Consider the following 12,180-nt stretch of genomic DNA (forward strand, 5'->3'; position numbering starts at 1 on the left):
TAGATACCGTAGATACAAAAACGCCGCTCCAAAGAGCGGCGTTTAGTGTACTGCAACCGATCAGTCGCGCACGTAAATGATTTCCGGGCCGTCTTCGTCGTCCTCGAAATCATCGTCCCAGGCATCGTCGTCGCCGATGTCGTGCACGCTCTTGACGCCGGTACGGCGCAGGGTGCGCGCGTCGTCCAGGGCCTGCAGCTGGGCACGGGCTTCGTCTTCGATGCGCTGGTCGAGCTCGGCCAGCTCCTCGGCGTAGGCCGGGTCGTTGGCCAGGCGGTCGGCGCGGTCTTCGATGTAGCGCATCAGGTCGTGGCTGAGCTGCTCGGTGCCCTGCTTGGCGATGGCCGAGATCACGTAGACCGGGCCTTCCCACTGCAGGCGCTCGACCACTTCCTTGACCCGCTCGTCACGCTCGTCGTCCATCAGCATGTCGGCCTTGTTCAGCACCAGCCAGCGCTCGCGGTCGGTCAGCGACGGGCTGAAGCGGGTCAGCTCGTTGATGATCACCTCGGCGGCATCGGCCGGGCTGCTGCCATCGAGCGGCGCCAGGTCGACCAGGTGCAGCAGCACGCGGGTACGCGCCAGGTGCTTGAGGAAGCGAATACCCAGGCCGGCACCGTCGGAGGCGCCTTCGATCAGGCCGGGGATGTCGGCGATGACGAAGCTCTTCCAGCGGTCGACGCTGACCACGCCCAGGTTCGGCACCAGGGTGGTGAACGGGTAGTCGGCGACTTTCGGCTTGGCGGCCGACACCGAACGGATGAAGGTGCTCTTGCCGGCATTCGGCAAACCGAGCAGGCCGACGTCGGCCAGTACCTTCAGCTCCATCTTCAGGTCGCGCTGGTCACCTGGCTTGCCGGGGGTGGTCTGGCGCGGCGCACGGTTGGTGCTGGACTTGAAACGGGTGTTGCCCAGGCCGTGCCAGCCGCCTTGGGCGACCATCAGCTTCTGGCCCGGAGTGACCAGGTCACCGATCACTTCCTGGGTCGAGGCGTCGATCACGGTGGTGCCGACCGGCACGCGCAGGAACAGGTCTTCACCCTTCTTGCCGGTGCAGTCGGTGCTGCCACCGTTGGAGCCGCGCTGGGCTTCGTGGTGACGGGTGTAGCGGTAGTCGACCAGGGTGTTGAGGTTTTCGTCGGCCACCATGTACACCGAACCACCATCACCACCGTCGCCGCCGTTGGGGCCACCGTTCTCGATGAACTTCTCGCGACGGAAGCTCATGCAACCGTTGCCGCCGTCACCGGCCTTGACCCGAATGGATACTTCGTCAACAAACTTCATTCAAAAACCGCCTCTCGTCGACCGACGAGCTGAATACCTAAAAAACCTGAGGCTCTTGCAAAAATGAGCGCGGCGGCCCCGTACGACCGTAGAAACCCACGCCGGCAGCCCATACAAACAGCTTTGCAAGAGGCTCACCACAAACGAAAAAGCCCCGTCGCATGACGGGGCTTCTGGAGCGACGTCGCGATTAAGCGGCGACGATGCTCACGTAACGGCGGTTGAACTCGCCTTTCTTCTCGAACTTGATCACGCCTTCGATCTTGGCGAACAGGGTGTGATCCTTGCCCATGCCAACGCCGTAACCGGCGTGGAACTGGGTGCCGCGCTGACGGACGATGATGTTGCCGGCCTTGACGACCTGGCTGCCATACATCTTCACGCCAAGGCGTTTCGATTCTGAGTCGCGACCGTTACGGGTACTACCACCAGCCTTCTTGTGAGCCATGGTTCAATTCTCCAAATAAATTCAGGGGATCTAGGGGATTAAGCCTGGATGCCGGTGATTTTGATCTCGGTGAACCACTGGCGGTGGCCCATACGCTTCATGTGGTGCTTACGGCGACGGAACTTGATGATGCGTACTTTATCGTGACGGCCTTGCGAAACGACTTCGGCAACAACTTTAGCGCCAGCGACGACTGGAGCGCCGATGGTGACTTCTTCACCGTTGGCAACCAGCAGAACGCGATCGAAAGTCACGGATTCGCCAGTGGCGACTTCCAGCTTTTCGATCTTGAGGAATTCACCTTCAGCGACTTTGTACTGCTTGCCGCCGGTAACGATTACTGCGTAAGACATGGGTATTTCTCCGATAATCCTGCTCACCCAGCGCTTTATATGATGAGTATTGGCTGGCATGGCTGCATGGGGCTGGAACGGCCCGGTGCAATTGCGTAAGGCAGGTGCTGCCCAGGAAGTTAGGGTGCGCGATTGTACGCAACCGCGCCTGGCCTTGCAAGTGCCGGCCCCGGCCCACGGGCAGCGCGCCTTGACACACCGGAACCCGCGACCTAGCATGCCGCGCAACCTCAATGGAGCAGCCGATGCAACCCCAAACCTTCTACCGCGCGGTAGCTGACGATTTCAGCGCCGTCGACGAGATCATCAAGAAGCAGCTGACCTCGCGCGTGCCGCTGGTATCGAAGATCGGCGACTATATCACCTCGGCCGGCGGCAAGCGCCTGCGTCCCCTGCTGGTGCTGCTCTGCGGCAAGGCCCTGGGCCGCGAGGGCGACGACCTGCGCCTGCTGGCGGCGACCATCGAATTCCTGCACACCGCCACCCTGCTGCATGACGACGTGGTCGACATGTCCGGCATGCGCCGTGGCCGCTCCACCGCCAACGCGCTGTGGGGCAACGCGCCGAGCGTGCTGGTGGGCGACTTCCTTTATTCGCGCTCGTTCGAAATGATGGTCGAGCTGGGCTCGATGCCGGTCATGCAGATCTTGTCCAAGGCCACCCGGGTGATCGCCGAGGGCGAAGTGCTGCAGCTGTCGCGCGTGCGCGATGCCAGCACCACCGAGGAAGTCTACATGGACGTCATCCGCGGCAAGACCGCGATGCTGTTCGAAGCCTCGACCCACAGCGCCGCCGCGCTGGCCCAGGCGAGCGAAGCACAGCGCGAGGCCCTGCGCACCTTCGGCGACCACCTGGGCGTGGCCTTCCAGCTGGTCGACGACCTGCTCGACTACAAGGGCGATTCGCAGACCCTGGGCAAGAACGTCGGCGACGACCTGGCCGAAGGCAAGCCGACCCTGCCGCTGATCTACACCATGCGCGAAGGCACGCCTGAACAGGCAGCGCTGGTGCGCAAGGCGATCCAGAAGGGTGGCCTGGAAGACCTGGAGCAGATCCGCGAGGCGGTGGAAGCCTCCGGTGCGCTGGACTACACCGCGCAGCTGGCTCGCGACTACGTGGCCAAGGCCATCGAGTGCCTGGAAGTGCTGCCGGCCAGCGAGTATCGGGATGCGCTGGTCGAGCTGAGTGAATTTGCCGTAGCGCGCACGCACTGATAGCGCGTCGCCCTCTTCGCGGGACAAGCCCGCTCCCACAGGCCGCCACAACGAGGCACCTGGGGGAGCGGGCTTGTCCCGCGATGCTTTTGGGCAGACGAAAACACATCTTGCAAAAAACCTTATACAATATGCGCCTTTACCGCCTGTCTGTTTAAGGAACTGAAGTGAGCACTCTGCCAGCCTGTCCGAAATGCAATTCCGAATACACCTATGAGGATGGCACTCAGCTGATCTGCCCCGAATGCGCCCACGAGTGGTCGGCCAACGGCGAAGCCGAAGCGGCCAGCGACGATGTGGTGAAGAAGGACTCGGTCGGTAACGTGCTGCAGGACGGCGACACCGTCACCGTGATCAAGGACCTCAAGGTCAAGGGTTCGTCCCTGGTGGTCAAGGTCGGCACCAAGGTCAAGAACATCCGCCTGTGCGACGGCGACCACGACATCGACTGCAAGATCGACGGCATCGGCGCCATGAAGCTGAAGTCGGAATTCGTGCGTAAGGTCTGATTGCACAAATCCGCCAATTGGCACTTGCTATTCTGATAATAAGAATTATTCTCATTGGAACCGCTATCCAAGGAGAATAGCCATGACTTATCTGATAGACGCCTGGCTGGACCGCCCCCACCCCTACCTGCGCATTCTTCACCGGGAAACCGGTGAGGTGTGCGCCGTGCTCGAAGAAGAAGCGCTGGATGAATTGCGCGACCAGGGCGACCTGGACCTCGACGGGCTGAACTCGAGCGAGCCGGTGGTGCTCAAGGAGCTGGTGCGAAACCTGTTTCTGTTCTGCTATGCACGGGCGCTGCGCCCTGGGGGGACGGACTGGAATTGAGGCCGGCAGGGCCGGCCTCATCGCCGGCAAGCCGGCTCCCACAGGCACATCAACTACCTGTGGGAGCGGGCTTGCCCCGCGAGGGGGCCGCAAAGCGGCCCCAGGGGCATTACAGAACGTCGAGCAGCTCGACGTCGAACACCAGCACGCTGTGCGGCGGGATGCTGCCAACGCCTTGGGCGCCGTAGGCCAGCTCGCTCGGCACGTACAGGCGCCATTTGCTGCCAGCGTTCATCAGTTGCAGGGCTTCGGTCCAGCCAGCGATCACGCCGCCAACCGGGAATTCGGCAGGCTGGCCACGATCGTAGGAGCTGTCGAACACGGTGCCGTCGATCAGGGTGCCGTGGTAGTGGGTGCGAACGTTGCTCTCGCGGGTCGGCTTGGCGCCTTCACCGGCGGTCAGCACTTCGAACTGCAGGCCCGAAGCCAGGGTGGTGATGCCATCGCGCTTGGCGTTCTCTACCAAAAATTCCTTGCCGGCAGCAGCGGCGGCTTCGGCCTTGGCGGCAGCTTCGGCTTGCATCAGTTCACGGATGACTTTGAAGCTGGCCGACAGGTCGGCTTCGCTGACGCGGCTGTCGGCGCCGTTGAAGGCGTCGGTCAGGCCAGCCAGAATGGCGTCCAGGCTGACGCCCGGTGGCGGGTTGTCGCGCAGTTGGCCGCCCAGCTGACGGCCGATGCCGTAGCTGACGCGAGTTTCGTCGGTGGACAGGTTGAGTTCGGACATGGTCGTGCTCCACTGCAGGGCGCAGTGCAGCCGCGCCCTTGATGAAAAGGGCGAGCAGCCTAGCACACTGGGCCGCTGCGAGCAGCTACCAGGCAGAACGCTGGGAAATCGGCACTTTGAGGTCTTCTTCCGGGTGGCTGCCCATGCCGCACATTTCATCCTGCACGGACCAGTGCACCAGGTTCATGGAGACCATCGGGATGGTCTGCAGCACCTTGCGCGCATCCTCCACCGAACGCACCCGCAGGCGCTTGCCGCGGGTATCGGCCAGGGGGTGGGCATGGCCCTTGACCCGGGCCTCGATCAGGTAGTCGCCGCCTTCGATGGCAATCAGGTTGACTTCGTCGACATGGCCGGCCCTGGCCTCGGTATTGAGCTGATGCAGGTTCATGAGAGCACCTCGCTGGTGGGAACCACGCATGAGTGCTCATTTTTTGTACGGGGGCGGGGAATACACAAGGCATAACTGACGCCGCTCGTCAGTTGGACCGCGCTGGCCCCATCGCCGGCAAGCCGGCTCCCACACAGGTTTGGGGGGGTATCTCTGTGGGAGCCATGGGGCTCAGTGCTTGGTGAGCTTGTCCAGGTAGCCCATGCAGAAGGCCGAGACCACGAAGGTCATGTGGATGATCACGTACCACATCAGGTAATCGGTGGAGATGTTCTGCGCATCCATGAACACCCGCAGCAGGTGAATGGACGAAATCGCCACGATCGAGGCGGCCACCTTCATCTTCAGCGACGAGGAGTCCATCTTGCCCAGCCAGTTGAGCTTCTCCTTGCTTTCGTCGATGTCCAGCTGCGACACGAAGTTCTCGTAGCCGGAGATCATCACCATCACCAGCAGGCCGCCCACCAGCGACATGTCGATCAGCGAGAGGATCACCAGGATCAGGTCGGCTTCGCTCAGGGCAAAGACGTTGGGCAGGACGTGGATCACTTCCTGGAAGAATTTCAGCGCCAGGGCCAGCAGGCCGAGGGACAAACCGAAGTAGATGGGGGCGAGCAGCCAGCGCGAGGCATACATCGCGTTTTCGAGAATACGTTCCATGGAGGGTTTGGGACTCGTCAGGTGACTGGAAAAGCGAGCGCGAGTATAGCCAGCCACCTGTGACAGCAAAAGCCCACACCCCAGCCACTCAGGATTCAGGATGGAACTGGTAATCCCCAAGGTTGCGACAGCGCTCGCCATTGATGCGCCGTAGCTGGGCCTGCAGGTGCAAGGTCCAGATCTGCGGCCCCTCGGTCACCTGGTACCCATGCAGGGTCAGGCTGTCGACGATGGCATTGAGCACCGACTCGGCCACCAGCGGCCCATGGAAAGGCCCCTGCGCCTTGATTGCCGAGGGTTGCTCGCCAGACATGCCGGCGGCGAACAGCAAGGTCCACATGCCGTTGTCCCCGGCCAGCGGGCGGATGCTGCATTCGATGCGAGTCACCAGGCCCAGGCACTGGCGAGTAAGGCTGAGGTTGCGCATGGCCGCGTCCCCTCCAATGAGCCCTGTTCAGCCTGAAACTCCCAGGCTGTTTCCATCCTGAACGCTGATGCCGTCCTTAAGTTCCAGCATAGAAGAACGGCACAGAAAGATGGAAAACCGGCGCTGAACGGTAGCACATGGCCGCCAGCGCCGATTTATTGACTCAGGCAGGTTTCGCCTGGGCAATCACCTCTTCCAGGCGTTCCTTTTCCGCCTTCTCGATCTCTTCCTCGCTGATCATCTCGGCGATCTCGCGCAAGCGCTCGACCACCCGGGCGTTGACGCTGCCTTCGGTGAACTGGCCCTTGTCGTCCAGCTCGCCGGCGTCCTCGCCCACCAGCAGGCTCAGTGCCTCGTCGGCCTGGCTGACCGCGTAGACATGGAACTGGCCATTCTCCACCGCCTGCAACACGCGCTCATCGAGCATCAAGGTGGCGACGTTGGCGCGCGGGATGATCACCCCCTGCTCGCCCGTCAGGCCACGGGCCTCGCAGAGGCGGAAGAAGCCCTCGATCTTCTCGTTGACCCCACCCACCGCCTGCACTTCACCGAACTGGTTGATCGAGCCGGTGATGGCGAAGCACTGCTTGAGCGGCGTGCGCGACAGCGCCGAGATCAGCGTGCAGGCCTCACCCAGGGATGCGCTGTCACCGTCCACGTAGCCGTAGGACTGCTCCAGGGCGATGCTGGCGGAAATCGCCAGGGGGAATTCCTGGGCATAGCGGCTGCCCAGGTAACCGGTGAGGATCATCACCCCCTTGGAGTGGATCGGCTGGCCCAGGTTGACCTCGCGCTCGATGTCGACGATGCCGCTGCCGCCCGGGTAGACGGTGGCGGAAATCCGCGCCGGCATGCCGAACGCCGAGTCGCCTACTTCCAGCACGGTAAGGCCATTGCACTTGCCGATCGCCGCGCCTTCGCTGTCGATCAGGATGATGCCGGCGAGCATGTCGTCGAGCACCCGCTGCGAAACGCGGCCGGTGCGCGTGGCCTTGGCCTTGAGCGCGCGCTCGATGTGGCCGGCGTCGGTCATCTCGTCGCTGGCCAGGTGGCGAATGAAATCGGCCTCGCTGACCAGCTGGAACAGGTCGCCGATGCGCGCCGACAGGCGCGACTGGTTTTCCGCCAGGCGCGCACTGTAGGTGGCCAGGCGCGCCACCGCATCGCTGGTCAGCGGCGCCATGCCCTCCTCGTTGGTGCGGGTACGCAGCAACTGGGCGAACTGCTCCAGGTTCTCGTCGACCATGGGCATGTCTTCGTCGAAGTCCACCAGCACCCGGAACATCTCCTGGAAGTCCGAGTCGTGGTCCTGCAGCGCGTAGTACAGCTGGCGCGAGCCGATGATCACCAGCTTGACGTTGAGCGGGATCATCTGCGGCGTCAGGCTGACCGTGGCGACCCGGCCCAGCTCGCCCAATGGCGACTCCATCTTCAGCTTGCGCGACTGCAGGGCGCGCTTGAGCGCATCCCAGACGAACGGCTCGCCGAGCATCTTCTCCGCTTCAAGGATCAGGAAGCCGCCATTGGCGCGGTGCAGCGCACCCGGGCGCAGCTGGCGGTAGGAGGTGTACAGCGCGCCCTGGTCGGTGCTGTATTCGATGCGGCCGAACAGGTTGTCGTAGGTGGGATGCGGCTCGAACACCACCGGCGCGCCGCCGTCGGCATAGTGGCCCACCACCAGGCTCGGGGCGTACTGCTCTTCGAGCAGCTTGCGCGCCACGGCGTCGGTCTTGCTGTCGTCGACCAGTTGCTCGACCACGGTGCGCAGCAAATTCAACTGCACCGACTGCAGGTAGGCACACACGGCCGCGTTCTCGGCGTACTTTTCCGACAACGGCGCCAGCAGTGGCTGCAGGGCCAGGGTGATGGTTTCTTCGTTGAGCTGGCGCAGCTGGTTGTTCGACTCGCGCTTCCACTGCGGCAGGCTGGCCAGTTCTTCGTTCAGGCGCTCCTCGAGCAGGGCGATGTCTTCATGGAACTGTTCGCGCACCGCTTCCGGCAGCTGGGCGAATTCGGCTTCGTCCAGCGCCTTGCCGTCGGCCATCGGGGTGAAGGCGACGTTGCTGGCGTCGCGGTACAGGGCCACGTCCTTTTCCAGCGACGCGCGCTCGATCACATCCAGGGCGCGGTCGTAACGCTGGTTGAAGGCGCGGTCGATGGCGCCCTTCTTCTGCTGGTACGACGGGTGCTCGAACACCGCCGGGAAGGTGGCCAGCAGGTTGTCGATCAGCCCGCCCATGTCGCTGATGAACTCCGCGGCGCTGCCCGAAGGCAACTCCAGGGCCCGCGGCTCGCGGGTGTCGTCGAAGTGGTTGACGTAGACCCAGTCGGCCGGGGTCTGCTGGCGCTTGCCCTCGGCCTTGAGGTAGCGCTTGACGAACGAGAAGCGGCCGGTGCCGGGCTCGCCCATCACGTACACGTTGTAGCCAGGGCGTGGCATGGCCACGCCGAACTGCAGGGCCTCGACAGCACGCTCCTGGCCCAGGACACCACGAAACGGCTCCAGATCGTCGGTATGGGTAAAGGCAAACTGCTCGGGGGAGAAACGCCGGGTCAGGGCTTCAGGCGCAAGACGCAGGCGCGCAGCGACAGGATCGGGCATTGGGTTTCCTTACTTCGGCGGGGCAGATACGCAGCATTCTGGCGCCGCCCGCGCGCGCCTTGCAAGGCTCGGCCGGACTTTATGTCGCAGGCGCGCTGGCGTAGTTCAGAAGCAAATTTTTCGCAATGAATGACGCAACCTTTAGATCGTGCCTAAACTCCAAGCTGCGCGGGTGGGTGAAACGCTTTCCCGACTTGGCAACCGAGTTGCCAGAAACCCTGACCCTTGGTTAAGACAAATAGAGAACAAATGCTATGAAACGGATTCTTCTGGGTACTCTGTTCACCGTGGTCTCCCTCAACGCCATGGCCGAAGCGCCAGGTGGCCCGAATTGCGGCTGGGGCAACATGCTGTTCGAAGGCCAGCGCGGCACTCCGGCTCACTTCCTCGCTTCCACCACCAACGGCACCTCCGGCAACGCCACCTTCGGCATGACCTCCGGCACCAACGGCTGCTCCACCAAGGCCTCGCTGACCTATGGCGGCAAGTCCTGGTTCGCCATGAACGGCATGATGAACGAGCTGTCCGAAGACATGGCCATGGGCCAGGGCGAAGCCCTGACCACCTATGCCGTGGTCCTCGGCGTGGCACCGGAAGACCGCGGCTACTTCGCTTCGGTCGCCCATCAGCACTTCAACCAGATCTTCAGCAGCGCCGACGTGACTGCCGAGACTGTGCACAGCAACACCCTGGCCGTTCTGAAGAGCGACCCACGCCTGGCCAAGTACGCTACCGAGGCCTAAGCGCAGCTACTCCCGCCCCACCCCGGGGCGGGTTTCGCCTTTTCGGCATCGTTTAGAAGTAGTTGCCCGATATGCTCAAACGCTTCGCTTACCTGGCGCTGTGTGTCTGCGCCCACGTCCAGGCTGCACCGGTGCTGGACGACGCCCGCGTGCAACAACTGGCCAACACCCCCTACTGGATCGCCCTGGGCCACTACGAAACCGCCAAGCTCGGCGGCTGGCGCAGCTATGTGGACGATCACGCCTACTTCCTCGCCGAAGATGGCGCGCACCACCCGGACCAGGAACTGCGCGCCACGGTACAGGCGCTGTACGCCCCGGCCGAGCTGGGCGACAAGCACGCCCAGTGCGTGTTCCCCGCGCGCACCCGCTGGCTGCGCGAGCAGCTTGGCCTGCAAGGCCTGCCGCAACCGGACTGCCAGGAATTCAAGACCTGGTACAAGTCGATCGACCCGCACAGCGCCGCGTTGATCTTCCCGGCCGCCTACCTGAACAGCCCCTCCTCGATGTTTGGCCACACCCTGCTGCGCATCGACCAGTCCAACACCCGCAGCGACGACACCACGCTGCTGAGCTATGCCATCAACTTCGGCGCCTACATCGAAGGCAGCGACAACAGCATCCTGTATGCCTGGAAGGGCCTGATGGGCGGCTATCCCGGCCTGTTCGCACTGATGCCTTACCAGGAAAAACTCTCCGAATACCGCAGCCTGGAAAACCGCGACCTGTGGGAATACCAGCTGGACCTGACGCCGGAAGAAACCGGGCGCATGGTCGAACACGTGTGGGAACTCAAGCAGATCCAGTTCGACTATTTCTTCTTCGACGAAAACTGCTCCTACCGCCTGCTGGAGTTGCTGCAGGTGGCCCGGCCGAGCCTGGACCTGACCTCGCAGTTCCCGCTCACCGCCATCCCCACCGACACGGTCAAAGCCGTCAAGCAGTCGGGGCTGGTGGCCAGCGAAACCTACCGCCCTTCGCGCGAGCGCGAGCTGCTGGCCCGCGCCGAGCCGCTGGACGCTGACGAAAAACGCCAGGTGCTTGCCGTGAGTGCCGACACCGCGCAACTGCAAAGCCCTGCCTTCACCGCCCTGCCCCGCGAGCGCCAGGCGCTGGTGCAGGATGCCGCGTACCGCCTGGAGCGTTACCGGGCCAACGGCCAGGAGCGCGACCCTGGCCAGGCCACCCGCAGCTTCGAGCTGCTGCGGGCGATCAACCGCAACCCGCCGCCGCCGCTGCAGATCGAACGCCCTGGCCTGCCGGAAGACGGCCACGACTCGCGCACCTGGCAACTGGGCGTCGGCACCCGCGAAGACCGCGCCTACGCCGAGTACGGCCTGCGCATGGCCTACCACGACCTCAACGACAACGCCTACGGCTTCCCGCTGGGCGCGCAGATCGAGATCCTCCAGCTCAAGCTGCGCCAGTACGAAGGCAACGACTGGCAGGTGCAGCGCCTGGACCTGGCCACCATCCGCTCGCTGACACCCCGCAACGAGCTGCTCAAGCCCTGGTCGTGGCAAGTGGCCGGCGGCCTGGAGCGGGTGCCGGGCAAGCATGACGACGAGGTGCTGGTGAGCCATGTGAACGGTGGCGCCGGCGGCACCTGGCAGTTGGCCGATGGCTTGCTGGGCTTTGCCCTGGGCACCGTGCGGGTCGAGCACCACAACGACTTCGCCCAGTTCATCGCCCCGGCGGCGGGGTTCAATGGCGGCCTGCTGTGGCGCAACGGGCTGGGCAACCTGACGCTGGAGGCCAAGGGCGACTACTTCACCAATGGCGAGGTGCGGCGCAGCGTGAGCTTGAACCAGCAGTGGGAGATCAGCCAGAACCTGGGGTTGAGGCTCAGTGCTGCGCGGGAATTCAGCCACCTGGCCACGGCGCAGAACGAGGTGATGCTGGAGCTCAAGTGGTATCACTATTGAGGGTGACTGTACTGGCCCTATCGCCGGCAAGCCGGCTCCCACAATGGATCTCACAGCCCTGAGACCTGTGTGGGAGCCGGCTTGCCGGCGATAGGGCCAGCACAAGCAACAATGTGAACCAACCGACGCTTTTGACACCGTTTTGACAGCTCCACGACAAATGCCCACCTAGACTTTCGCGTATCACTCAGAGGGTCTGGAAGGTCATGTCGCGGTACTGGTTCGGCGTATGCATCGCCTTGTTGCTGTCAGGTTGCGAAACCACCCACGAGCAGATGCTCAGCCAAGGTTACCCCCCCTCCTACGCCGACGGCTTCCAGGACGGCTGCAGCAGTGGCCGCCAGGCCGCCGGGGTCATGGCCGGCGACTTTCGCAAGGATGTCCCGCGCTACCTGCACAACCGCCAGTACGAAACCGGCTGGGACGATGGCTTTCGCCAGTGCAACGCCATGAAGAACAGCGAGGACGAACGCCAGTACCGAGACCGCTACTGGGACGAACGCGACCGCGAATGGCAGCAGGAAAAGGACCGCGACGCCGCACGTGCCTACCGCCACGAGTAGGTC

The 12,180-nt window shown here is 63.5% G+C and carries 14 protein-coding genes; 6 read left to right on the forward strand and 8 right to left on the reverse strand.

The annotated features are described in order from the left end of the window. Positions 1-60: 60 nt before the first annotated feature. From cgtA to rplU, 3 genes are all read right to left on the reverse strand, one after another. On the reverse strand, positions 61-1,287 hold the full coding sequence (cgtA, locus tag L6D75_RS09590) for an Obg family GTPase CgtA (protein WP_016392849.1): 1,227 nt from the start codon (positions 1,285-1,287) through the stop codon (positions 61-63). Between the two features lie 190 nt (positions 1,288-1,477). Beyond that, complete coding sequence (gene rpmA, locus L6D75_RS09595; RefSeq protein ID WP_008092023.1) at positions 1,478-1,735, reverse strand: 50S ribosomal protein L27; 258 nt, start codon at positions 1,733-1,735, stop codon at positions 1,478-1,480. Between the two features lie 38 nt (positions 1,736-1,773). Then, on the reverse strand, positions 1,774-2,088 hold the full coding sequence (rplU, locus tag L6D75_RS09600; protein WP_003247466.1) for a 50S ribosomal protein L21: 315 nt from the start codon (positions 2,086-2,088) through the stop codon (positions 1,774-1,776). 245 nt (positions 2,089-2,333) lie between these two features. On the opposite strand from rplU, the gene L6D75_RS09605 reads away from it, so the two are divergent. The 3 genes from L6D75_RS09605 (at position 2,334) to L6D75_RS09615 (ending at position 4,139) form a co-directional block, all read left to right on the forward strand. After that, positions 2,334-3,302, forward strand: a complete 969-nt coding sequence (locus L6D75_RS09605; RefSeq protein ID WP_176512200.1) for a polyprenyl synthetase family protein — start codon at positions 2,334-2,336, stop codon at positions 3,300-3,302. A 167-nt stretch (positions 3,303-3,469) separates the two neighbouring features. Beyond that, positions 3,470-3,811 (forward strand): zinc ribbon domain-containing protein YjdM, encoded by a 342-nt coding sequence (locus L6D75_RS09610; RefSeq protein WP_008092017.1) that lies wholly within the window; start codon positions 3,470-3,472, stop codon positions 3,809-3,811. An 82-nt stretch (positions 3,812-3,893) separates the two neighbouring features. Beyond that, positions 3,894-4,139 (forward strand): PA4570 family protein, encoded by a 246-nt coding sequence (locus tag L6D75_RS09615; RefSeq protein WP_176512201.1) that lies wholly within the window; start codon positions 3,894-3,896, stop codon positions 4,137-4,139. 109 nt (positions 4,140-4,248) lie between these two features. On the opposite strand, the gene L6D75_RS09620 is transcribed toward L6D75_RS09615, so the two are convergent. The 5 genes from L6D75_RS09620 to L6D75_RS09640 form a co-directional block, all read right to left on the reverse strand. Further along, positions 4,249-4,866: a BamJ family beta-barrel-assembly machinery protein gene (locus tag L6D75_RS09620; RefSeq protein WP_176512202.1), complete on the reverse strand. Its 618-nt coding sequence runs from the start codon at positions 4,864-4,866 to the stop codon at positions 4,249-4,251. An 85-nt stretch (positions 4,867-4,951) separates the two neighbouring features. Further along, entirely contained in the window at positions 4,952-5,257 is a 306-nt protein-coding gene (locus L6D75_RS09625; RefSeq protein WP_176512203.1) for a DUF6482 family protein, read from the reverse strand. A gap of 171 nt (positions 5,258-5,428) precedes the next feature. After that, positions 5,429-5,917, reverse strand: coding sequence for a TIGR00645 family protein (locus tag L6D75_RS09630; protein WP_170028202.1), 489 nt, complete (start codon positions 5,915-5,917; stop codon positions 5,429-5,431). Positions 5,918-6,005: 88 nt separating this feature from the next. Continuing rightward, positions 6,006-6,344, reverse strand: a complete 339-nt coding sequence (locus L6D75_RS09635; protein ID WP_008092007.1) for a PA4575 family protein — start codon at positions 6,342-6,344, stop codon at positions 6,006-6,008. A gap of 163 nt (positions 6,345-6,507) precedes the next feature. Then, complete coding sequence (locus L6D75_RS09640; RefSeq protein ID WP_176512204.1) at positions 6,508-8,946, reverse strand: Lon protease family protein; 2,439 nt, start codon at positions 8,944-8,946, stop codon at positions 6,508-6,510. Positions 8,947-9,200: 254 nt separating this feature from the next. Here L6D75_RS09640 and L6D75_RS09645 point away from each other — a divergent pair, with 254 nt between their 5' ends. From L6D75_RS09645 to L6D75_RS09655, 3 genes are all read left to right on the forward strand, one after another. Next, positions 9,201-9,689, forward strand: a complete 489-nt coding sequence (locus L6D75_RS09645; RefSeq protein WP_176512205.1) for a DUF3015 domain-containing protein — start codon at positions 9,201-9,203, stop codon at positions 9,687-9,689. Positions 9,690-9,760: 71 nt separating this feature from the next. Beyond that, a complete protein-coding gene (locus L6D75_RS09650) occupies positions 9,761-11,614 on the forward strand; it encodes an Lnb N-terminal periplasmic domain-containing protein (RefSeq protein ID WP_176512206.1) in 1,854 nt (617 codons plus the stop codon). Positions 11,615-11,820: 206 nt separating this feature from the next. After that, entirely contained in the window at positions 11,821-12,177 is a 357-nt protein-coding gene (locus L6D75_RS09655; protein WP_176512207.1) for a hypothetical protein, read from the forward strand. Positions 12,178-12,180 lie beyond the last annotated feature (3 nt).

The sequence above is a fragment of the Pseudomonas faucium genome (genome assembly GCF_021602585.1).
Taxonomy (GTDB): domain Bacteria; phylum Pseudomonadota; class Gammaproteobacteria; order Pseudomonadales; family Pseudomonadaceae; genus Aquipseudomonas; species Aquipseudomonas faucium.